This is a genomic window from Aestuariimicrobium sp. T2.26MG-19.2B, from assembly GCF_950101875.1.
GTDB classification, from domain to species: Bacteria; Actinomycetota; Actinomycetes; order Propionibacteriales; family Propionibacteriaceae; genus Aestuariimicrobium; species Aestuariimicrobium kwangyangense.
In genome coordinates this window covers 1,314,021-1,336,462 of the sequence record NZ_CATNLW010000001.1, presented here as the reverse complement: position 1 = coordinate 1,336,462, position 22,442 = coordinate 1,314,021, and the positions used below count along the sequence as shown (strand labels likewise).

At 67.4% G+C, this 22,442-nt stretch carries 22 protein-coding genes; 12 read left to right on the top strand and 10 right to left on the bottom strand.

From position 1 onward, the window contains the following. Position 1 precedes the first annotated feature (1 nt). Complete coding sequence (locus tag QQZ11_RS05925; RefSeq protein WP_284549224.1) at positions 2-2,080, bottom strand: bifunctional aldolase/short-chain dehydrogenase; 2,079 nt, start codon at positions 2,078-2,080, stop codon at positions 2-4. A 42-nt stretch (positions 2,081-2,122) separates the two neighbouring features. After that, a complete protein-coding gene (gene rhaI, locus QQZ11_RS05920; protein ID WP_284549223.1) occupies positions 2,123-3,304 on the bottom strand; it encodes an L-rhamnose isomerase in 1,182 nt (393 codons plus the stop codon). A gap of 101 nt (positions 3,305-3,405) precedes the next feature. Between rhaI and QQZ11_RS05915 the strand changes: the two genes are divergently transcribed. Then, positions 3,406-4,416, top strand: coding sequence for a LacI family DNA-binding transcriptional regulator (locus QQZ11_RS05915; RefSeq protein ID WP_284549222.1), 1,011 nt, complete (start codon positions 3,406-3,408; stop codon positions 4,414-4,416). Positions 4,417-4,467: 51 nt separating this feature from the next. Here the strand turns inward: QQZ11_RS05915 and QQZ11_RS05910 are convergent, their stop codons facing one another. Beyond that, positions 4,468-4,974 (bottom strand): aminoacyl-tRNA deacylase, encoded by a 507-nt coding sequence (locus QQZ11_RS05910; RefSeq protein ID WP_284549220.1) that lies wholly within the window; start codon positions 4,972-4,974, stop codon positions 4,468-4,470. Position 4,975: 1 nt separating this feature from the next. Then, positions 4,976-5,572, bottom strand: a complete 597-nt coding sequence (locus QQZ11_RS05905; RefSeq protein WP_284549219.1) for an NADPH-dependent FMN reductase — start codon at positions 5,570-5,572, stop codon at positions 4,976-4,978. Between the two features lie 209 nt (positions 5,573-5,781). Between QQZ11_RS05905 and cobA the strand changes: the two genes are divergently transcribed. From cobA to QQZ11_RS05890, 3 genes are read left to right on the top strand one after another with little or no spacing between them, the layout of a single operon-like run. Continuing rightward, a complete protein-coding gene (cobA, locus tag QQZ11_RS05900; protein WP_022908750.1) occupies positions 5,782-6,507 on the top strand; it encodes a uroporphyrinogen-III C-methyltransferase in 726 nt (241 codons plus the stop codon). Positions 6,508-6,511: 4 nt separating this feature from the next. Beyond that, entirely contained in the window at positions 6,512-7,369 is an 858-nt protein-coding gene (locus QQZ11_RS05895) for an adenosylcobinamide-GDP ribazoletransferase (protein WP_284549218.1), read from the top strand. A 3-nt stretch (positions 7,370-7,372) separates the two neighbouring features. Then, a complete protein-coding gene (locus QQZ11_RS05890) occupies positions 7,373-7,954 on the top strand; it encodes a bifunctional adenosylcobinamide kinase/adenosylcobinamide-phosphate guanylyltransferase (RefSeq protein WP_284549216.1) in 582 nt (193 codons plus the stop codon). Between the two features lie 58 nt (positions 7,955-8,012). On the opposite strand, the gene QQZ11_RS05885 is transcribed toward QQZ11_RS05890, so the two are convergent. Then, positions 8,013-8,231, bottom strand: a complete 219-nt coding sequence (locus QQZ11_RS05885) for a DUF6458 family protein (RefSeq protein ID WP_022908753.1) — start codon at positions 8,229-8,231, stop codon at positions 8,013-8,015. A 178-nt stretch (positions 8,232-8,409) separates the two neighbouring features. Further along, a complete protein-coding gene (locus tag QQZ11_RS05880; protein ID WP_284549214.1) occupies positions 8,410-9,504 on the bottom strand; it encodes an NADH:flavin oxidoreductase/NADH oxidase in 1,095 nt (364 codons plus the stop codon). Between the two features lie 114 nt (positions 9,505-9,618). Between QQZ11_RS05880 and QQZ11_RS05875 the strand changes: the two genes are divergently transcribed. Beyond that, complete coding sequence (locus QQZ11_RS05875) at positions 9,619-10,302, top strand: TIGR03086 family protein (protein WP_284549212.1); 684 nt, start codon at positions 9,619-9,621, stop codon at positions 10,300-10,302. Beyond that, positions 10,299-10,856: a DinB family protein gene (locus QQZ11_RS05870; protein ID WP_284549210.1), complete on the top strand. Its 558-nt coding sequence runs from the start codon at positions 10,299-10,301 to the stop codon at positions 10,854-10,856. Before QQZ11_RS05875 ends, QQZ11_RS05870 begins: the two co-directional genes overlap by 4 nt. Positions 10,857-10,886: 30 nt before the next feature. Here the strand turns inward: QQZ11_RS05870 and QQZ11_RS13600 are convergent, their stop codons facing one another. Continuing rightward, on the bottom strand, positions 10,887-13,085 hold the full coding sequence (locus tag QQZ11_RS13600) for an ATP-dependent DNA ligase (RefSeq protein WP_342395062.1): 2,199 nt from the start codon (positions 13,083-13,085) through the stop codon (positions 10,887-10,889). 105 nt (positions 13,086-13,190) lie between these two features. On the opposite strand from QQZ11_RS13600, the gene QQZ11_RS05855 reads away from it, so the two are divergent. Next, positions 13,191-13,826 (top strand): vitamin K epoxide reductase family protein, encoded by a 636-nt coding sequence (locus tag QQZ11_RS05855; protein ID WP_026377563.1) that lies wholly within the window; start codon positions 13,191-13,193, stop codon positions 13,824-13,826. Positions 13,827-13,976: 150 nt separating this feature from the next. After that, a complete protein-coding gene (locus QQZ11_RS05850) occupies positions 13,977-14,804 on the top strand; it encodes a phosphotransferase (RefSeq protein ID WP_022908759.1) in 828 nt (275 codons plus the stop codon). Here QQZ11_RS05850 and QQZ11_RS05845 read toward each other — a convergent pair. After that, positions 14,783-15,679, bottom strand: coding sequence for a helix-turn-helix transcriptional regulator (locus QQZ11_RS05845; RefSeq protein ID WP_022908760.1), 897 nt, complete (start codon positions 15,677-15,679; stop codon positions 14,783-14,785). The two genes, QQZ11_RS05850 and QQZ11_RS05845, sit on opposite strands and share 22 nt — an antisense overlap. A 395-nt stretch (positions 15,680-16,074) precedes the next feature. Between QQZ11_RS05845 and QQZ11_RS05840 the strand changes: the two genes are divergently transcribed. The 4 genes from QQZ11_RS05840 (at position 16,075) to QQZ11_RS05830 (ending at position 19,931) form a co-directional block, all read left to right on the top strand. Then, positions 16,075-17,868 (top strand): restriction endonuclease, encoded by a 1,794-nt coding sequence (locus tag QQZ11_RS05840; RefSeq protein ID WP_022908761.1) that lies wholly within the window; start codon positions 16,075-16,077, stop codon positions 17,866-17,868. Next, on the top strand, positions 17,861-18,097 hold the full coding sequence (locus QQZ11_RS13640; RefSeq protein WP_084707568.1) for a hypothetical protein: 237 nt from the start codon (positions 17,861-17,863) through the stop codon (positions 18,095-18,097). The genes QQZ11_RS05840 and QQZ11_RS13640 overlap by 8 nt, the downstream gene beginning before the upstream one ends. A gap of 3 nt (positions 18,098-18,100) precedes the next feature. Beyond that, positions 18,101-18,598 (top strand): DUF4304 domain-containing protein, encoded by a 498-nt coding sequence (locus QQZ11_RS05835; protein WP_022908762.1) that lies wholly within the window; start codon positions 18,101-18,103, stop codon positions 18,596-18,598. A 1,114-nt stretch (positions 18,599-19,712) separates the two neighbouring features. After that, positions 19,713-19,931 carry a hypothetical protein gene (locus QQZ11_RS05830; RefSeq protein ID WP_157438828.1) on the top strand — a complete coding sequence of 73 codons (219 nt, stop codon included), beginning with the start codon at positions 19,713-19,715 and terminating at the stop codon, positions 19,929-19,931. 132 nt (positions 19,932-20,063) lie between these two features. Here the strand turns inward: QQZ11_RS05830 and QQZ11_RS05825 are convergent, their stop codons facing one another. Beyond that, entirely contained in the window at positions 20,064-20,867 is an 804-nt protein-coding gene (locus QQZ11_RS05825; protein ID WP_022908765.1) for a DUF6414 family protein, read from the bottom strand. A gap of 865 nt (positions 20,868-21,732) precedes the next feature. Further along, entirely contained in the window at positions 21,733-22,410 is a 678-nt protein-coding gene (locus tag QQZ11_RS05820) for a DUF3800 domain-containing protein (protein WP_281166925.1), read from the bottom strand. Between the last annotated feature and the right edge of the window lie 32 nt (positions 22,411-22,442).

Below are 22,442 nucleotides of genomic sequence, written 5' to 3'. Positions count from 1 at the left end.
CTCACCGCAGGAAGGCGGCCGCAACCCCGGCGTCGACGGGGACGTGCAGGCCGGTGGTGTGGGAGAGATCGGGTCCGGTGAGCACGGCCACGGCATTGGCGACGTGCTCGGGCAGGACTTCTCGCTTGAGCAGGGTGCGTTGGGCGTAGAAGGCGCCGAGGTCGTCCTCGGCGATGCCGTAGGTCTTGGCCCGGTTGGCTCCCCATCCCGAGGCGAAGATGCCGGACCCACGCACCACCCCGTCGGGGTTGACCCCGTTCACCCTGACCCCGTGCTGCCCGAGTTCCACGGCGAGCAGGCGCACCTGGTGGGCCTGGTCGGCCTTGGTCGCCGAGTAGGCGATGTTGTTGGGCCCGGCGAACAGCGAGTTCTTCGAGGCGATGTAGACGATGTCTCCGCCCATCCCCTGCTCGACCAGCACCTTCGCAGCCGCCTTCGCAACCAGGAAGGAGCCCTTCGCCATCACGTCATGCTGCAGGTCCCAGTCGGCCTCGGTCGTCTCGAGCAGCGGCTTCGACAGCGACAAACCGGCGTTGTTCACCACCAGGTCGAGCCCACCGAAGGCCAGCACCGCCGCGTCGACGGCCGCCTGCACCTGGGCTGCGTCGGTGACATCGCACTGCACCCCGATCGCCACGTCGGAAGCGCGGGCTCCCTTGCCTGACTGGGCAGCCGCCCCCACCTCCTCGGCCACCTGCTGCGCCTTGGCGAGGTCGAGATCGGCCACCACCACGCAGGCACCGTCGGCCGCGAGTCGCTGGGCCGTGGCCTTGCCGATGCCGGACGCCGCCCCGGTCACGACCGCGATGCGGGTGGCGTGCGACTTCGGGCGGGGAAGCCGCTGCAACTTCGCCTCCTCGAGCGCCCAGTACTCGATCCGGAACTTCTCGGCGTCGCTGATCGGGGTGTAGGTCGACAGGGCCTCCGCTCCCCTCATCACGTTGATGGCGTTGACGTAGAACTCGCCGGCGACCCGGGCGGTCTGCTTGTTCTGGCCGTAGCTGAACATGCCGACTCCCGGCACCAGCACCACCAGGGGATCGGCACCCCGCATCGCCGGTGACCCAGCGGTGGCATGGGCCTGGTAGTAGGCGGCGTAGTCCGCCCGGTACTGCTGGTGCAGGTCTCGCAGTCGCGCCAGTTGTTCGTCCAACGTCGCGGTCGCGGGCAGGTCGAGCAGCAACGGCTTGACCTTCGTCCGCAGGAAGTGGTCGGGGCAGGAGGTCCCCAGACCGGCGAGCCTCGGGTGCTCGGCCCGGGCGAGGAAGTCGAGCACCACCTCGGCATCGGTGAAGTGCCCCACCATCGGACGGTCGGTGCTGGCCAGTCCGCGCAGGGTGGGTGCGAGAGCCGCCGCCCTGTCCCGACGGTCTGCCTCGGGCAGGGCTTCGTGTCCGGCCAGCACCGGGCCGAAGGGGTCGGGTCGTCCGTGCTCGGCGATGTGGCGTTCAGCGGTCTCGATGATCCACATCGAGTTGGCCTCGCACTCCTCGGAGGTGCTGCCCCAGGCGGTGATCCCGTGGCCACCCAGGATGCAGCCGATCGCCTGCGGGTGCGCGCGGTGCAGGGCGGCGATGTCCAGACCCAGTTGGAACCCCGGTCGGCGCCACGGCACCCAGACCACCGAGCCCCCGAAGATCTCCTCGGTCAGCCGCTCGCCGTCGGCTGCGGTGGCCAGGGCGATGCCGGCGTCGGGGTGCAGGTGGTCGACATGGGCTGCGTCGACGAGCGCGTGCATGGCTGTGTCGATGCTGGGAGCAGCCCCACCCTTGCCGAACAGGCAGTGGTCGAAGGCTGCCACCATCTCGTCCTCACGATCGACCCCGGGATACACGTCGACCAGCGAGCGCACGCGGTCGAGGCGGAGCACGGCCAACCCCGACTCGGTGAGCGTGCCGAGGTCACCGCCGGATCCCTTCACCCAGAGCAGGTCGGTCTCGGTTCCGGTGACCGGGTCGTTCGCCCGGCCCTTGGCCGAGGTGTTGCCGCCGGCGTAGTTGGTGGTGCGGGGGTCGGCACCCAGTCGGTTGGAGCGTGCGATCAGGGTTTGGGCGGTCAGGGATTGGGGGGTGGTGCTCATGGGTCCTCTGCTGGTCGTGGGAAGGGGGTCGGACGAGCGCCGTCAGGCGCCCCACCCGGCCTGGGTACCGCCCACCCGGGCGGCCTCGATGGTGGACTGGTAGCCGGATTCCCGCTGGGCCCGCATCGGGTCGGCGGGCAGGCCCCTGCTCTCGCGCCACTGCGCGAGGGCCGGTCGCACGTCGGTCTGGAAGGCGTCGACGAAGATCTCGTTGGCCGTCAGCACGTCGCCCTCGGCCTCGGCGGCGGCCAGCGCCTCGCGGTCGAGCAGCAGGGCGCGGCCCGACATCTCCTGCACGTTCAGCACCGAACGGATCTGGCCGAGGATCTTGTTCTCGACGTTGTGGCACTGGTCGAGCATGAACGCCACGTCGGGGGAGTTGAATCCCCCGCCCCTGATCACCTCGACCAGGATCCTGAACAGTTGGTAGGGGTCGGCCGCGCCGACGATCAGGTCGTCGTCGGCGTAGAAGCGGGAGTTGAAGTCGAAGCTGCCCAGCCGGGAGAGGCGGAGCAGCTGCATGACGATGAACTCGATGTTGGTGCCCGGCGCGTGGTGCCCCGTGTCGAGGCAGACCACGGCCTGCTCACCGAGGGCTGTCACCTGGGCGTAGGCCGTGCCCCAGTCAGGGACGTCGGTGTGGTAGAACGCCGGCTCGAAGAACTTGTACTCCAGCACCAGGCGCTGGTGAGGGGCCAGCCGGTCGTAGATGGCCTGCAGGGACTCGGCCAGGCGGTCCTGCCGTCCGCGCAGGTCGGCCTGCCCGGGGTAGTTGGACCCGTCGGCCAACCAGATCTTCAGGTCACGGGAGCCGGTGGCCGCCATCACCTCGAGGCAGCGGTAGTGGTGGTCGATCGCCTGTTGGCGCACCGCGCGGTCGACGTGGGTGAGCGAGCCGAACTTGTAGACGTCGTCCTGGAAGGTGTTGGAGTTGATGGTGCCCAGCCGCACCCCCTCCGACTCGGCATGCTCACGCAGCGCCCCGAAGTCGTCGACCAGGTCCCACGGGATGTGCAGGGCGACGCTGGGCGCGAGCCCGGTCATGCGGTTGACCTGGGCGGCGTCGGAGACCTTCTCGAAGGGTGTGCGTGGGGTGCCGGCAGTGGTGAAGACCTTGAACCGGGTGCCGGAGTTGCCGAAGGCCCAACTCGGCAGTTCGATGGCCTGCCGCTCGAGTTGGGCCAGCACCTCGGCGGGCAGGGAACCGGCGTCGGTCAGGGTCATCGTTCGTCGCTCCGTTGCTTTTGAATCGTTTCAATCGGAGCCTAGGTGTACCCGGTCACAGTGGTCAAGGGTGCGCCCGGGGGGTGGGTTAGGGTGACGCCGTGGTCAGTGTGCGTGATGTGGCGACCGAGGCCGGGGTGTCGGTCGGAACCGTCAGCCACGCGCTGAACCACCCCGAGCGGGTCTCCCCCGAGAACCTGAGCCGCGTGCACGCCGCGATCGAGCAGTTGGGGTTCGTGCGCAATGACGCCGCCCGCCAGCTTCGTGCCGGACGCAGCCGCAGCATCGGCCTGGTGGTGCTCGATGCGGGAAATCCGTTCTTCGCCGAGGTGGCCCGCGGGGCCGAACTGGCCGCGGCCGCTGCTGGCTTGTCGGTGCTGGTCGGCAACAGTGTCGAGGACCCCGCCCGCGAAGCGTCCTATCTCGACCTGTTCCGGGAACAGCGGGTGGGTGGGCTGTTGATCACTCCGACCTCGGACGACCCCTCCGCACTGCTCCGCCTGCACGAGTCGGGCACCCCGGTGGTGCTGGTCGACCGAGACCCCGGCGACAGCCCGTTCTCGTCGGTCTCGGTCAACGACGTGCTGGGCGGCGAACTCGCGGCCGAGCACCTGCTGGCCCGGGGCAGGCGCCGGATCGCCTTCGTCTGTGGGCCGTCGTCCTTGACCCAGGTGAGGAATCGGCTCGAGGGTGCCCGCCGCGCCGTGGAACGGTGTGCCGGAGCAACCCTTGAGGTGATCGAGCGTCCGGCGTTGACCGTGCTCGAAGGACGAGCGGCCGGCGACCTGCTCGCCGACCGGAGCCCGGTCGATCGTCCCGATGCGGTGTTCTGCGCCAACGACCTGATGGCCGTCGGGTTGCTGCAGGCGCTGGTCATGTCGGGGCGGGTCCGGGTACCGGACGAGATCGCGCTGGTGGGCTACGACGACATCGACTTCGCCAGCGCCACCGTGGTGCCGCTGACCTCGGTGCGACAACCCGCACGGCTGATCGGCACCACCGCCGTCGACCTGCTGTTGCAGCAACTGGGCGCGCGCGGGGCTGAGCGACGGGCCGTCCGCTTCGAACCTGAACTGGTGGTGCGGGCCTCCAGTGGTGGCCAGGTGGGCTGACCCTCGGGTCGTGCGCCCGGTCCCGGCATGAGGCGTCACGCCAGGAATGATTCAGTCCGAGAGATCCGCCACCGTGGCGTCGAACAGCGCGATCACGTCCTCGGCGGCGACCGTCAGGCCCACCCCGTGACCACCGCCTCCCAGCGAGACGGTGCGTCCGACCACGGACGAGTCGACGTACACCGGCAGTGCCTGGGACGAACCGAACGGCGTGATCGTCCCCCGCTCGTAACCGGTCACCGCGAGCGCGGTGGCCGCGTCGGGCATCGACAATCGGTTGGTGCCCACCAGGGCTCGCAACTTGGGCCAGCTGAACTGTCGGTCGCCCGGCACCAGCACGAAGATGTGGGAGTCGTCGGGCATCCGGACGACGAGGGTCTTGAGCAGATCCCTGGGCTCGATCCCCCGCGCGGCTGCCGCCTCCTCCACGCTGGTGACGCGACCGTGGCGGGTGACGATGAAGGGGATCCCGGACTCCCGTGCAGCCACGATCGCCCGGGTGTCGGGGGTCGGGCTGTCGGGGGCCGGGCTGTCGGGTGCAGGGGTGTGGTCGGCCATCTCAGCCCCGCAACCTGGTGACGAGGTGGGTGAGTTGGTCGAGCAGGGTCGTCATCGAGCGGCTCCTGCGCTGGTCGGGACGGAACCCGTCGGGGCCGAACTCGTTGAACGTGCTCATCGAGACCTGCTGGCGTACGTCGACCATCTGGAAGTTCGAGACGATGGTGCGCCAGTGCTCCACGGCCCGCACGCCCGAATCGGCCCCGTAGCTGACGAAGGCGACCGGCTTGAGGGTCCACTCGGGAGCGATGGAGTCGAACGCGTTCTTGAACGCTCCGGGAACAGAGTGGTTGTACTCGGGGGTGACGAAGATGAACCCGTCGAGGTCGTCGATGGTTTGACTCCAGCGGGTCACCTGGGGACTCTCGTAGTTCCGGTTGGCGGATCCGGGAACCGTGGGCGAGGTCAACACCGGAAGCTCGAAGGTCTTGAGGTCGACCACCTCGAACCTGAGCCCAGCCTCGGCCGCGCCCCGGTGCTCGTCGGCACGGTCCTTCACCCAGCGGGCGACTGCCTCGCCCTTGCGGCCCTCCCGCACTGATCCGATGATGATGCCGATCCGCATCTGCTGCTGGTTGGTTGGCATGGTCTCGCTCATCGACTGCTCCTCGTCCGCTCGTGTGGGGCGCGCTCCACCGTAGCCCCGCTGCCCGCGCTGGGTGTGAGGGCGGTCAGGTGCGTCAGTCCTGAACCCGGGCGGGGCAGCCGACGGGGGTCACCTAGAGTGAACCCGTGGCCGTACACCCCTCCCCCGCGGAACCCCAGTCTCCCGGTTCGCCGGACGAGACCAAGCCGCACCACCCCCGGGTGGGCGGGCGGGTCACGCTGGTCGGCGGAGGGCCGGGCGACCCCGGTCTGGTGACCCTGGCGGGAGCAGCGGCGCTGATCCAGGCCGATGTCGTGCTCACCGACCACCTCGCCCCCAGCGATCTGATCTGGGAACTCAACCCAGACGTGCAGGTCATCGACGTGGGCAAACTGCCACGCGGAGCCTTCACCCCGCAGGAGTCGATCAACCAGCAACTGGTCGACCTGGCCCGCCAGGGCAAGGACGTGGTGCGCCTCAAGGGCGGCGACTCCTTCGTCTTCGGACGAGGCGGCGAGGAATGGCTGGCGTGCACCGAGGCCGGCGTCGAGGTGCGCGTCATCCCCGGGGTGACCTCGGCCGTTGCCGTGCCCGAGTTGGCTGGTATCCCAGTCACCCATCGCGGGGTGACGCAGGGATTCGTGGTCGTCTCGGGGCACGTCGCACCCGACGATCCCCGCAACCAGGCCGACTGGGGCGCCCTCGCCGCCACCGGTATGACCCTGGTGGTGCTGATGGGCGTGAAGTCCCTCCCGTCGATCGCCGAGACCCTGATCGCCCACGGACGACCCGCCGACACCCCCGCATCCGTGGTCGCCAACGGTGGCCTGCCCAGCCAGCGGCGGATCGACGGCACCCTGGCCACCATCGCCGCACGCGCCGCGGAGGAGCGAGTGGCCCCGCCGGCGGTCTGCGTGATCGGCGAGGTCGTCCGTGCCCTCGGCTGAGTACGTGAGCTCGGCTGAGTCCGTGAGCTCGGGTGGTGCAGGCGCGACGGAATTCCCCCGGGTCGGACGGGGCGACCTGGTCGAGGGGCTGAGACTCATCCTCGCCCTGCTGACCGTGGTTCCCGTCGGACGCCTGTCACAGATCACAGCCGGCTCGGCGCGCGTCGCCATGCTGGGCGCTCCGCTCGCCCGCGCCGTGATGGGAGCACTCGCGGGGGCCGTACTGCTGGGTGCGTCCCTGGTGGGTCTGCCGCCGCTGGTGGCGGCGTTGCTGGCCGTGGCTGCGCTCATGCTCGGCAACCGCGGCATGCACGTCGACGGCCTCAGCGACACCGTCGACGGGCTGGGTGCCGGCTGGAACCGCGAGCGGGCCCTCGAGGTGATGCACCTGGGCAATGCAGGACCCATGGGGGTGGCGGCCATCGTCGTGACCGTCGGGGTGCAAGCGGCAGCCTGGTCGGCGCTCGACTGGGCCTCACCGGGGGCGGCCGCCAGGTCGGCCCTGCTGGTGGCCACCCTGGTCACGTGCTCGGGCGTGGCCGCAACCCTTGCCGCCGCGCGAGGGGTTCCCGCGGCCCCGCAGTCGGGGCTCGCCCGCGAGGTGTCCTCCGTCGTCCCCCTGTCGTTGGTGGTGACCTGGCTGCTGCTGGCCGCCGTGGCGATGACAGCCGCTGCCACGTGGGCGGGTCTGGCCTGGTGGACCGGACCTGCGGCCATCGTGGCCGCGGCCACCGTGGTCGGGTGGCTGCTGTGGCGATCGGTCCGTGTCTTCGGCGGGGTCACCGGCGACGTGATGGGTGCCTGCATCGAACTCGCCCTGACCGCCGCCAGCGTCGCGGTGCTCGTCCCACTGGGGCGCTGACCGGTGCGAACCCTCGTCACCGGCGGCACCCGGTCGGGCAAGTCGGCGATCGCCGAGGGCCTGGTGCCCGACCGTTCCACCCTGCGGCCCGACCAGACCGTCGTCTACGTGGCGTGCGGTCCCTCGTCCGACGACGAGGACTGGAACCACAGGGTCGCCCTGCACCGCCGGCGACGACCCGCCCACTGGCAGACCTGGGAGACCGTCGACCTCGCGGAGGCGATCGACCGCCTTGCCGGGCCCTGCATCGTGGACTGCCTCGGCACCTGGCTGACCGCGCAGTTGGACGACCTGGACGCCTGGTCGAGACCGGCCGATGAGATCACTGCCGAACTGCGCTCCCGCGTCGACGCCGTGGCCCAGGCCGTGGCGCGGTGTCCGCATCCGCTCGTGGTGGTCACCAACGAGGTCGGCCAGTCCCTGATCTCGATGGAACGCTCGGGACGGTTGTTCACCGACTGGCTGGGCTGGCTGAACCAGGCCGTGGCCGCGAGCTGCGACCGCGTGGTGCTGGTGGTCGCGGGGTGCCCGCTCGTGGTGAAGGGCGAGGCCTGGGAGCAGGCCTCGCCCTTCGATCAGGCGTGATCACCGCGGATCCGCCGGAGCGGACCACCCCGGTGGGGTCAGACGCGGACGGTGTGGGTCAGTGCAGGTCGTGGTCGATGCGCTCGTCGCGGACGACCTCGTGGCGGGTCCGCTGACGCTGGGCCTGCAGGATGAAGGACAGGATGATGGCCGCGACCCCCGCGATCATCAGGATCCAGCCGAGGGTGTTGTCGCTCACGCCGGGGATGTTGACCTGGACGGCGAAGGTCAGGATGGCCCCGACGACGACCAGGAAGATTCCGAGTCCGATCCACATGTTGTTTCTCCTCAAGTCTGGCGGCACCGCCGACCCACCCACGGGTGGGGGATCCCGGAGCACGCGCTCTGAGTGAAAAACTACACACAGGTGCCCCCGCCACGCGCAGGAGCCGCGCGACGCGGCGTCAACCCACCCTTGAGGGTGGGTCGCGCCGCGTCTCGGACGGAGGTGAGGTTCAGTGCCAGGCAGCCCGCACGTACTGCGGCGGGTAGAGCCGGCCGGAGACCTCGTCGGCCACACCCAGCTCGTGGGCCGCGCGCTGGGGCCACGACGGGTCACGCAGGGCGGCTCGTCCCAGCAGCACGACGTCGGCCTGGCCGCCGTCGATCACTTCTTGTGCCTGCTCGGGCTCGGTGATCATGCCCACCGAACCGGTGACCACTCCCGCCTCGGCCCGGATCCGGGCCGCGAAGGGCACCTGGTAGCCGGGCCCCACCGGGATCGGCACGGTCACGTTGCCGCCCGACGAGACGTCGACCAGGTCGACACCGTGCTCGCGCAACACGTGGGCCAGTTCCACGGACTGGTCGACCGTCCAGGCCGGGCGGTCGTCGACCCAGTCGGTCGCCGAGATGCGGACGATCACCGGCACCTGGTCAACGACCCTGGCCCTGACCGCGTCGACCACCTCGACCAGCAGACGGCTCCGGTTCTGGAACGAGCCGCCGTGGTCGTCGGTGCGGTGGTTCGAGAGCGGAGACAGGAACTCGTGCAGCAGGTAGCCGTGGGCGGCGTGGATCTCGAGCACCTCGAAGCCGGCCTCCACCGAGCGTGCGGCCGCAGTGGCGAAGGCCTCGACGAGGGCCCGGATCTCGTCCGTGCTCAGCTCCTCGGGCTGCAGCAGCCCGGGAAAGGCAGTGTCACTGGGCCCGACGGGGGTCCAGCCACCCTCCTCGGTGGGTGCGACGCCGTTGGCCTCGCCCGGGAATCCGCGGCGGGTCGAGGCCTTCCGTCCCGCGTGCGCCAACTGGATCGCGGGCGTGGCTCCCTGGGAGCGGATGAATGCGGTGATCCGAGCCCAGGCGGCCACCTGCTCGTCGTTCCAGATGCCGGTGTCCTGGGGGCTGATGCGTCCCTCGGGAACGACCGCCGTGGCCTCGGTCATGACCAGACCGAACCCGCCCTGTGCCCTCGCCCCCAGGTGGACGAGGTGCCAGTCGGTCGGGATGCCGTCGCGTGCCTCGACGGAGTACTGGCACATCGGGGCCAGCCAGATGCGGTTGCGGATGGTGGTGTTGCGCAGCGTGATCGACGCGAAGAGTGAGCTCACGTGGGGGGCAACACCGCTCGCGGCGATCGTGTTCCCAGCCCGTGGTGGAGGGCTGCGAGTTCCGTCCACCGTTCGACCCATGCCGCGGGTGGCCCGTGAACTACGGTGTCGTCCATGAGCATCGCGGACACGCACCGGCAGTACGCCGCACACTTCACCCATCTCGTCGAGAACACCCCCGACTGGAACCTGCAGTCGCCCGTGGCCGACTGGCGTGCCCGCGACGTCGTCGAGCACCTCACGAGCTGGCTGCCGGGCATGATGCGATCGCTGGGTGTCGAACTGGCCGACGTCACCGACCGCAACCCGGTGCGAGCCTGGGCCGACCTCACGGCCCAGGTGCAGGCCCTGCTCGACGATCCCGAGCGCGCCGGCCAACTCGTCCAGGACTTCTCCGGTGGCCAGTCGACGGTCGAGGACCTGCTCGCGAAGTACTACCTGCCTGACGTCTTCATGCACACCTGGGACCTCGCCCGCGCCACCGGTCAGGACGCGACCCTCGACCCCGACACCACCCAGAACCTGGTCGAGGCCATGACCGGTGCGGCCGACATGCTGCGCGCCAGCGGCCAGTACGGCGATCCGGTCGTGCTCGACGACTCCCACCCGATGCAGGACAGGCTGATCGCGCTGATCGGACGAGACCCCCACTGGACGGCCCCCGTCGTCGACACCCCGGACGGTCAGATGCCCGCCGGGGCGATCGACGAGACGACCGAGGAGGTGGTGCTGCCGGTCGACGAACTGATGTCGGACCCGCAGGACCCCGATGCCCGTCGAAGCGTCGGCCGAGCATGACTCGGCCCAGCGGTACCACCGGCCAGCCCGCCACTCCTCCCCCCGACGACAAGGACTGGACCTTCGTCACCACCCGGGGCTGCCCCGACTGCGGATTCATGCCCACCCGGGTGGACGAGGTCGGTGCACGGGTGCGCGCGACCATCGATCCCTGGCGCCACCGCCTCGCCGCCGACGACGTGCGCCAGCGCCCGACCGAGACGACGTGGTCTCCGTTGGAGTACGGCTGTCACGTGCGTGACGTCTGCATCCTGTTCCGCCAGCGTCTGGCGTTGATGGTGACCAGCGACAACCCGACCTTCGCCAACTGGGACCAGGACCAGGCTGCAGTTGAGGGCCGCTACTGGGACGAGGACCCGGCCACCGTCGCCGAGGAGTACGCGGTCGAGGCCGAGCGCACCGCGGCGGCGTTCGACGCGGTCACCCCCGACCAGTGGGACCGTCCGAGCCTGCGCAGCAACGGCTCGTCCTTCACGGTCGAGACCTTCGCCGCCTACTTCCTGCACGACCTCGAGCACCACGCCCACGACGTCGGTATCAGTCGGGCAGGGTAGGGCCGAGACCCACGTCGTCCCCGGGCCCGCTCAACCGCGCGCGTTCAGCACCTCGTCCAGGTCGTAGCTGACCGGTTCCTCCAGCTGCTCGTAGGTGCACGAGGCCGGGTCACGGTCCTCGCGCCAGCGGACGAACTGCGCGGTGTGGCGGAAGCGGTTGCCCTCCATGTGGTCGTAGCGCACCTCGACCACCCGCTCGGGGCGCAACGGCGTGAACGAGAGATCCTTGTTGGCGTTCCACCGCGAGTAGGCGGACGAACTGGGCGTGCGCGGGAACGACTGGTCACGGTTGTCGGGCAGTTGGTCACCGGTGGCGGCGTCGTCGGTCTCACCAGCCCAGTTCCACGGGTGGCCGGCGAAACCGGTGACCAGGGGCTGCAGTTCCTCGAACAGTTCCTTGCGCCGCTCCATCGGGAAGGCCCCGATCACGCCCACCGAGTTGAGCGTGCCGTCGGCGGCGTAGAGCCCCAGCAACAGCGACCCGATCCGGTCGTCGCCGGAGGCGTGGGTGCGGTACCCGGCGACCACGCAGTCGGCGGTGCGCTCGTGCTTGATCTTGTACATCGCCCGCTTGTCCTCGAGGTAGAGCACGTCGACAGGCTTGGCGATCACCCCGTCGAGCCCGGCTCCCTCGAACTGCGTGAACCAGCGTTGGGCGACCTCCCTGTCCCGGGTTGCCGGGGTGAGGTGGATCGGTGGCTTGGCCTTGGCGAGTGCCTTCTCGAGCGCCGCCCGGCGTTCAGCGAAGGGTCGGTCGGTGTAGTTGGTGGGGCCGAGGGCCAGCAGGTCGAAGGCCACGAACGAGGCGGGCGAGGACTGCGACAACTTCTTCACCCGACTGGCGGCCGGGTGGATGCGTTGCTGCAGGGCGTCGAAGTTGAGCCGGTCGCCATGGTCGGGGTCGACCATCACGATCTCTCCGTCGATGACGCAGGGGTCGGGGAAGTTGGCCTTGATGGCCTCGACCAGTTCGGGGAAGTAGCGGGTCATGGGTTTGGAGTTGCGCGAGCCGATCTCGACCTCATCACCCGACCTCCAGATGAGCGAGCGGAACCCGTCCCACTTCGGTTCGAAGATGACGTCGGACTTCGGGAACTCCTTGACGGGCTTGGCCAGCATCGGCCCGAACGGGGGCACCACCGGCACGCCCCAATGGGCGTCCCGTTCGGCCTTGGGCGCCATGTACTCCTCGTCGTCGCGGTCCTTGCGTCGCTTCGAGGGCTGCACCCGCGGCGGCTCGCCGGGCATCTTGGGGTAGTCGGGTGGGAAGTTGAGCTCGCCCAGGCCTCGGGCCAGTTGTTCCTCCCACAGACCGAGAGCTCCCCTCAGCTCACCCACGGCCTCGTCCATCGGGAGCCAGGCGTGGCCGCGCTCGGCCACGATTGCGGGCACGGTCCGCACCGTGAAGTCGGCGGGGGAACAGTCCTTGAGCTCCTCCCAGGTCACCGGGAACGAGACCGGGGCCCCCGGCAGTGGACGAGCCGAGTAGGCGCCGGCGATCGTCCGGTCACGGCAAGCCTGGTTGAAGTCGACGAAGACCCGCTCCCCGCGCTCCTCCTTCCACCAGGACGAGGTGACCAGGTCGGGCAGCCGGCGCTCCAACTCGCGGGCGATGCCGATCACCCCGTGGCGCACGTCGAGGAACTCGTGGTCGGGTCGGATCCGGGCGAAGACGTGCACCCCGCGGTTGCCGGAGGTCTTCACCCAGGCGGTGAGACCGACCTCGTCCATCACCTCGCGGAGCGCGAACGCGGCCTCCACCGCGTCGGTGAAGCCGCGTCCGGGCTGGGGGTCGAGGTCGATGCGGAGTTCGTCGGGATTGTCGAGGTTGGCGGTGCGGACCGGCCAGGGGTGCATGGTGATGGTCGACATCTGCGCCATCCAGACGGCGTCGGCGATCTCGTCGACCACCAACTGCTCATGCTTGCGTCCGCTGGGGTACGTGCACATCACGGTGCGCATCCACGACGGCAGCCCCTGGGGCGGACGCTTGGAGTAGAACGGTTCCCCGGTGATGCCGTCGGGGAATCGCTGCAGGGTGACGGGACGGTCTCCGATCGCCTGCAACAGTCCCGGTTCGACCGCGAGCAGGTACTCGGCCAGTTCGGCCTTGGTGACGGCGCGACCGTCGGGCATCTGGTCAGCCGGCCACAACTCCTTGTCGGGGTTCGACAACTTCACCTCGCGGGTGCCGCCGCCTGATGCGGGAACCTGCAGCATCTCGGTCATGGGCTCGAGCGTAGACGGGGGCACCCGGGTTGGGGGGCAACTTCGGCGCTGGCATAGGCTCGCCACCGCAACCCGTGCGGGTTGCCCAGGACGAAAGGCGTGCAGATGACGGTGGACGAGGCGAACCCGACCCAGGTCGAGGCATCCGCACCCCGGTCACGGACCCGCTACGTCCTGTTCAGCGAGATGCTCGTCTTCGCGATCCTGAGCCTGGTCGCTGCCTTCGTGCTGAGCTACGACGCCATCCTGATCGCCCGTGACCCCAATGTGGTGTTGAGCTGCAACATCAACCCCATCCTCAACTGTGTGAAGGTCGGCTCCACCTGGCAGGCCAATGTCTTCGGCTTCCCCAACGCCTTCCTCGGGCTGATCTCCGAACCGGTGGTGATGACGATCGCGGTCGCCTCACTGGCCGGGGTGCGGTTCCCCAAGTGGTTCATGTTCACCGCCAACGCGGTCTACCTGCTCGGCGTGATCTTTGCCTACTGGCTGCTCTTCCAGTCCACCTTCGTGATCGGCGCCCTGTGCCCCTGGTGCCTGCTGGTGACCATCTCGACCACCTTCGTCTTCTGGTCGATGACCCAGTGGAACGTGCACGAGGGCAACCTGTACCTTCCCGAACGCTGGCAGCAGAAGGCCAGGGCGGCCCTGGACGCGGGGATGTTCACCGCGGCACTGGTGGTCTGGTTCGGCATCATCGTGATCATCGAGATCATCGAGTGGTTGCCGTCGTTCCTGTGAGCCGCCCTCACATGATCGTCCACTGCAGTCTGGGTGCGAGGTCCCGCCAGGATCACCACCGTGGTTCGACCAACCCTCGAAAACGGGGGGTTGGTCGAGCCACCGTGGTGATCCTGGTGGAGCCTCGGGGTCGACATCGCGGGGGCGACGGTGAGTGACGGTCCCCGCCCAGCAGCCGAGCAACCACTGACCGGCGGCAACGCCACCGCGGGGGTCGTGCGCGTGGAGGACCCGCTGACCGGGCCACTGGCCGGTCTGGGGCCCACCGTGAGGAAGCCGTGGCTGCCCCAGTCCGACCTCGTGACCGCCTACTGCGAGCACCTCCGCCGGGCTGGTGTCGATCTGCCCGCCAGCCACGGACGAGACGCTGCCGGACGAGCGGTCACCGAGTTCGTGCCGGGAACTCTTGCCCTCGACCTCCCCCCGCTCGACCTCGACCAGCTGCGGCGGGTCGGTCGACTACTGCGGGCCATCCACGACGCCAGCCCCACCGCGGACGACCCCGACTTCGAGCGCTGGCCGGCGATGTTGATCCCGAGCCCCACGCGGCCGGAGCTGATCTGCCACAACGACGCCACCCCGTGGAACCTGGTGATGGCAGGTCCGGCGCTCACCGATCGCTGGGTCTTCATCGACTGGGACGGAGCCGGTCCCAGTACCGGCGCCTGGGACCTTGCCTACTCCGCACAGGCCTTCGCGGGTCTCCATCCCGACCAGTCACCCGCCGAAGGAGCCAGCCGGCTGCGGGCCATCCTCGTCGACGGCTACCGGTCGTCCGAGGAACTCGCCGCCAGCCTGCCCGAGCTGCTCGGCCAGCGCGCGTGGGCCATGCATGACCTGCTCGAACGCTCCCACGCTGACGGCGACGAACCGTGGTCGTCGATGTTCACCAGCGGCCACGGGGACCACTGGCGAGCAGTCGCCGAGCACTGCACCCGACACGTCGGGAGCTGGCGTCAGGCCTTGTCGAAGCGCTGATCCGTGGCCGTGGGCGCAGCCGGCGACAGATCCGACTGACCTGACAGCGCCCAGCTGACCAGGAGGCCGAATCGCTCGGCCGACTCGGTGCCGGGCTCGGCGGCGTAGGTGTTGAGACGAAGGCCGGGATCGGCGGCCAGGTCCATGGCCTCGTAGTTCAGCGTGAGCTCACCGACCAGGGGGTGGTTGAACCGCTTGACGCCGGACCGGTGCAGTCGCACCTCATGCTTGGCCCACAACTGCCTGAAGCGCTCGCTGCGGGTCGAGAGCTCGCCCACCAGTCGACTGAGCGCGGGATCGTGAGGGTTCTCCCCCGCCATCGACCGCAGCACCGCGGCCGAGTTGTTGGCGATCAGCTCATAGTCGACGAAGAACTCGCGGGCCGACTCCTCACACAGGAAGATGTAGCGGCTGGTGTTGCCCCCGGCCTGCTCGAAGACAGGCGCGTAGAGCAGGCGTCCGACCGCGTTCGTGGCGAGGATGTCGAGCCGCGCGTTGCGCACGTACGCGGCCGACCCGCCCATCTGGTCGAGCAGCCACTGCACCTGCGGCCGCACCACCCGCTTCGGCGCCGTGCGGGTGGTGCGACGGTGGGTGGCGTTGCGGGCCAGGTCGTAGAGGTGGGTGCGCTCGGCCTCGTCCAACTGCAGTGCGGACGACAACGAGTCGAGCACCTGCTCGGAGACGCCACCCAGATTGCCGCGTTCGAGCCGGACGTAGTACTCGAGGCTGACGCCGGCGAGCATGGCCACCTCCTCGCGGCGCAGACCGGGAACCCGGCGGTGGCCACCGATCACGGGCAGGCCCGCCTGCTGGGGGGTCAGACGGTTGCGGCGCGAGATCAGGAAGTCCCGCGCCTCGGTCTTGGTGTCCATGGGCCCATCACACCACGCTCCCCGAACGGTTCACAGGTACCGCCGTTGCCCCCCTGCGACCATCGGACGAGGGTGGGGCCGGGGCCCACTGTCGTGTTCGACTGGATGAAGACCTCGACGAGCAGCGCTGATGGCCGCGAGGAGTGGTTCGGGGCGCGCTCGTAGCGCGATCACCGGCCGATATGTGAAGCTCTCAACGGCACGCCGCCACCCCAACACGACCGTGGTGGAGAGGGACAAGAAGAAGTAGCGGCATCTCCCCTGACGAAGTCGTTACATGGCCCCACACCCCCGTCCGGGTGTGGGGCCATCCCCATGCCCGGGTCGACCGCAAAGATGGCCGTGCAAGCCGTTACCGTAGGCCGGAAGAAGGCTCGGTCGAACAAGAGGAAACCATGGCAACGAGGACCACGATCCACAACGTGATCGACGACTTCCGAGCCGCGGGGTCGAACTCTGAGCGGGGAACTCGGTTCGAACGGCTGATGGAGGGCTACTTCCGTACCGATCCGACCTTGGCCAGCACTTACGACGAGGTCACGTCATGGGCGCGCTGGGACCACAACGAGCATTCCCATGATTCGGGGATCGATCTGGTGGCCAGGAATCGTGACACCGGTGCGTGGACGGCGATCCAGTGCAAGTTCTATGACCCGAAGCACACGCTGCAGAAGGCCGACATCGACTCGTTCTTCACCGCTTCGGGCCGGTCGTGGGACAACATCGTGTTCGACAACCGCATCATCATCTCCACCACTGACCGGTGGTCTCACCACGCCGAGTCAGCGCTGCAGAAGCAGACGGTGCCAGTGCAGCGGATCGGGTTGACCGAGATCGGTGAGTCACCGATCGACTGGATGCTCCACTCGCGCGCCGCCTTGGACTTCGAACCCCGCCGGGCCGCGCGCTACCGCCTTCGACCCCACCAGAAAGAGGCCATCGCCAAGATCCAGGCCGGGTTCGACTCGACTGACCGCGGCAAGTGGATCTCCGCCTGCGGGACGGGAAAGACGTTCACGTCGTTGAAGTTGGCCGAGCAGCGCTGCGCCGACAACGGTGGCCATCTGAAGGTGTTGTTCCTGGCCCCGTCCATCGCGCTGGTGTCGCAGACGCTTCGCGAATGGCTGGCCCAGAGCCAGACCGACATCCGCCCGTTCGTGGTGTGTTCGGACACGAAGGCCTCCCACCAGGCCGAGGACATCTCGATCCACGACATTCCCCTGCCCACGACCGACGCCGACAAGCTGGCCGCCCAGATGGCCGGCGGGGCACGACGGGGGAAACGGATGACGGTGGTGTTCTCCACCTACCAGTCCATCGACGTCGTCGCCCGAGCCCAGCAGCAGTCGGGGGAGGCGTTCGATCTGATCTTGTGCGATGAGGCCCACCGCACCACCGGGGCGAAGTTGCCTGGGGTGACCGACGATTCGGCGTTCGTGAGGGTCCACGACAACACATACCTTCCGGCCGGGAAGCGGCTGTACATGACCGCCACCCCCCGCATCTACGGCGAGGAGGTGAAGAGGAAGGCCGTCGAGGTGTCCGCCGAGCTGTGCTCGATGGACGACGAGGCCCTGTACGGGCCCGAGTTCCACCGTCTTGGCTTCGGCGAAGCGGTGGAACGCAAGCTCCTCACCGACTACAAGGTGATGATCCTGTGCGTCTCCAACGAGGCCGTAAGTGACAGCCTGCAAGGAGTGTTCGCCGACGGGGATGGGGAGATCAACCTCGACGATGCCTCCAAGATCGCAGGCTGCTGGAACGGATTGGCCAAGCGCACCACCGAACTCGACTTCGGTCCCGACCCCGTCCCCATGAAGCGAGCGGTCGCCTTCGCCTCCTCAATCGCCTCCTCGAAGGCGTTCGCCCAGACCTTCCCCGCGATCGCCGACACCCTCAGCGACGACGGTGACCCCGACACCCCCGAACTGCTGGTCGATGCCCACCACGTCGACGGCACCATGAATGCCCTGCTGCGAGGTGAGGAACTGGCCTGGCTGAAGGCCCCCGTCCCCGATGGGGAATGCCGCATCCTGACCAACGCCCGCTGCCTCTCCGAGGGCGTGGACGTCCCCGCCCTGGACGCGGTGCTGTTCCTGTCGCCCCGCAACTCCTTGGTCGACGTCGTCCAGTCCGTCGGCCGTGAATGGAGAGACGGCAGCGACTGCGTACGGCCGCCTGATGCATAAGACTTGGGATTACGGCCCTGGCTTCGAACGCGAGTTCAGATTGCCGAGTGGCAAGCGTGTCGACGGCATCAACTTCGACTCACGTCAGGTCGTCGAATTGAAGCCCGACAACCCTCGTGCGATCCGCCTTGGTCAGCGACAACTCCAAGGCTACCTCGATGAACTAAACGAGGCCTATCCCGGCAGAACGCCGTGGACAGGCGACATTCAGACCTACCCGCGGAGATGACCTATGCCAACCCTCGTCCAGTCGACCGTCGACGCCTACGCGAAGAGCAGGGGTTTCGTGAAGCGAGCAGGCTCGTGGTATCTCAAGCGTGAAGACATCATCTTGGTTCTCAACCTTCAGAAGTCGAACTACGGGCGCCAGTACTTCCTGAACATCGGGCTGTGGCTGAACGTCCTCGGCACGGAGCAAGCGCCCCAAGAGCAGCACTGCCACATTCGGTCGCGACTATCGCGCATTGCCGCAGATGCGGGTAGAGCAGGTGACCTGATGGACGCTGACAAGCTTGAAGTCCAAGCGGATGGTGCCAAGCAACTCACTAGCGAGCTTGCATCCGCGCTTGACCCGCTGATCTCGCTCGCGTCATCCATGAGGGAGCTGGCAGGACAAGCAGGTGCCGAGTTCCTATCACGCGCACTCGTGACCGGATCGGCCCAGCGAGCCTTGGCCGACGCTGGCTCCCCGCGGCCCCGACCCAAGCAGACAAGTACCGAGCTGGAATAACCGGCTCGGAATTGCAGCAGGCTGTCTTGAACGAAGTGGCACGCAATCCCTTTCTCGCGGAGGCTGTGCATGGCTAGGCGATTCATTGGAACGCTTCTTCGGCGTATCCTACTAATCCTGTTGGGATGCCTGTGGGGGACGACCGTGTTGCACGTACTCCTGTCGTTGATCGGAGTCGGTAATTCGCTTCTCTACCACGCAGATCCATTTCTGTGGCCCCAATGGCGTGGTGTCTTCCATCCAGCGACTTGGCTGCTGTGGGTGGCGGCTCTCGTGTTGAGCGTCTGGCTCTGGGTCGTGGTTGGCTGGCATCGGAAGGTGCTTGCGCCCGCCCTACTGTTGTGGGTGCTCGCGTTTGTGCCGATGGTTCGCGTGGAACCGGCACCGGGGGCGATGTACTTCCAGAACACCGCGGAGTATCAGCGAGCAGTCGCCCTCGTCCAGGAGTCCGGCGCGACCGAAGATACCCACGTGCCTATTCCCGCTGGGTTGTCCCGGCTATCCGGCGACGGCACGCTGGACGTGGACAAGGTGGGGTACTTCTTTCCGACGCTGACGGACTGGCGCGACGAAGATGCTCAAGGGGTGTGGTACTCGCGGGATGGGTCACCACCACTGGGGGGAGGCATGCGCACCGTCGCGTGTAGGTACCCAGTTCACCTCCGAGGGCACTGGTGGTACTGCTCGTGGTAACAGCGTGATCCATAGAGTTCCACAGGGGAGGCATGGATCGCGATTGAGTAAAAGACCGTAGGACAGCAGGTTTCGACATGGAAGGCCTGGCCGCTATCGGAATGAACTTCACTCATAGGCCGGGACGGCAGGATCAAAGACCCCCTCGCACACACAAACAGTGAGGGCAGCCATCAGCGAAGTTCCATACCCCTGGGGGTATGTCCGATAACCTCTATTATGTCACATCGGCGCCCGTCCGCCCGCTCGAGCGGGGACCACTCTCCTCTGAAGCAGAACGAGTGACGCGACCAGGCCCAGCCGCAGCCAGCACGGGATCGGCCGGATTCAGGAGTCACCCGATATCCGCCTCAGCATGCTCGCAAGCGAGATCACCACTTCGGTTGTGATCCCCGCTCGCATGCTGTCTGCGCTAGGCGGGTTGCTTGACCTTGTCGGCCGCAGCGGAGGCCTTCTTGGCCAGCCCGCGGACCGGGGCCAGCGCGACGTCGTCGTCAAGCTCGACACCGGCGGTGGCAAGACTGTGCTGGGCCTGATCATCGCCAGGAGTTGGCTGGCCGAGGGCAAGGGCCCGCTTGCCTACCTCGTGCCCAACAAGTACGTGGTCGACCAAGGCGGAGTGTCTTGCGGGCCGGGCTGATGCGTTCATTCTCGCTGCCCTCGACCCGGTCTCTCCAAGCATGCGTGGCACTAGATGGCTGCTGCAACTGATCCGGTGCGCCAACGCAGCCAATGGATAAGCGTCCGACCCCGCTCTTCTGAGCCTCCTGGCTCACGTATGGATTACCAAATAGTCCAACACCATGAGCGGCCCCTTCAGGAAATGCTCCTGGGCCTCCTCCGATGCCGGGCCACGCCGCTCTCGCTCGCGCCTATCTGCTCGTGAACCAAGGTTTTGACCTGGCAACGACATGAGTGGATACCAGCGATCCGCCTTCACTATCTTTCGAATCTTGCCAATGATTTTCACCGCGCCGTCGAACTCGTGGTTCCCCGAGATCCATCTTGGCTCTAGGGAGCCAACCACTTTCCACTCAGTCTCATCGTTCTCACCCACCACGACCGGCACCACGTCAAGGGTCTCCAAGAAGCTCGCCGCCGCATCGATTTCCGCGAAATCTATGCCGTCGAGGTCCCCGAATCCTAAGACATCCGCCGCGGGGCGCAGCCTCTGTAATGCCCTCACTGCCTCACTGAAACCGCCATTATTGAGCATTGCTCGAATGACATCCGGTACGAAGATCTCACAATCCCATTCGATCATGGACCCGATAGACGCCATTGGAAACTCGATGGCTGGCTGTTGAATCTCTATCCAATCGAGTTCATCCGACCTTTCATGCCCTGCTGCTATGAGGCGCTTGAGTCGGGCCAAATCGTGATCCGTAGTGTTGATTCTCCTCGCCGTCTGCGATCCACGACCTCCCTCTGCCCTCGCGACCTTAACGTCGACCCCCGCGCGGGCGTCACGAACGTCAGTGACAGTCTCCTCTCCGGATTCGCGCACGCCATCCTCCAGGTTCGCCATGTACCGGAGAAGCGATTCACTATTCAAGTACTGCGGATTGATCAGCATGTCGCCATCATGTCACTGCGCCCCCTCATAACGACGCACGCAGACGGAGGTCCAGCGCTGTAGGGCTGGATCTATGCGAACCCAATGGAGCCACGCGCCGCTTCACGGATAACCCCGAGCGTATGGCCCAGATGCTCGATTATGGCGATTCGCTGGTTACGCCTCGGTGTCAGAGGAGCCTGGGGATCCGTGGGGCATGTCGATCGGCAGGACCGCCGCCCATCTCCTCCTCGATGCGATGAGCTTCGGCCCTCGTGCGACATGGCTTTTCGCCGCACTCACACGTCCCAGCATCACCGCCATGCAGCAACCACGCCGCCCGCACCTGGGCCCTGTAGTAGTTCAGGTCGCCGATCACGCGGTGAAGGTCTCGCTTGAGCCGATCGCTCTCCCGTCGCTCTGCGTCGCGCTCTCTCATCCCGCCCGCAAGAGCTACGTGCGCCCTCCTCGCATGATCAAGAGATCTGCGGGCATGACTCTCCGCCGCCTCAAGGCGCTGCTTGAGCGAGCCCTCCGCGTCGTGCCCACGACAATCCACGCAAGGCTTGACGATCAACGGCGTCTTGGGACCAGCCCTCTCGATGTACGGCAGGCCACAGCAAGGACAGACCATCTTTCGGTCGTATGCCTGCTGGCCAGAATCGCCGACCCCGTAGGGATTTGTTCTTCCCACCAGACACCTCCAAGCTAGATCCTCTGCCTCTAGGTGAGCACGCCGCACTGACAAACTCCGCGGCAGCCACCCTCCTCGCAGCCGCACCTCGCTCCTTTAGACCATGACTAGCGTTGTGGGGCGCGGCGGTGTAGTGTCTTGCATGCAGACCCCCCCGCGACACGCGGATCAGGGGGTCTAGCTGTTTGTGAGCTAGATCTCTCGTGGGCCGCGGTGCGGGTCGCGCTCTCCCAAGTGCGTTGAGTACCACTCCCATGCGAACTGGTTGCCCTCGTATCGGTCGATGTGCACGTTCGCAGTCCAGGCCACCAGATCAGCCATCTGCACCAGCTGCGACGTCCTTGAGTCCATGTGGATGGCATCTTCAACTACTCGCCGATCGGCCAGCCTTAGGTTTCGATGAGTCGCCCGGTAGGAGGTATCGCTACCGTTCCCGTCCATGAACACCAAGGCGAGGGATCCCGTCTCGGCAAGCTCCCCTTCGAACTGCTGGATCAACGCCGAGTACGCATCGCGCCTGGTATTGGCGACGCCACCGACCCCCCGCCGCCAAACAGCTCCAACCCTCAAGTTCTCCGTGCAACGGAGAGTCTCCAAACACGCGAGAGCAACCTCCCGCCCGAAGTCCTTCCAATGCTCTATCCCAGCGTGTACATGGCGCTCTGGGATCCTGTCGGAGATTCGCCCGCGACCGTTGATGTAGTCGGTCGCATGCAACTCTTGGGTGATGGGCACTCCGAATTCCCGCCATAGCCGCTTCCGAGTGTCTAGCCAAGCTTGGAGCACCGATGACCAGCGGTCTGGTCGAAACTCCACCCACCCGTACACGACCAGCCCCGACTGCGGGTGACCAGAGTCATCGACGTACACCAAACGATCGAGATGATTCGGGCTCACCGAGA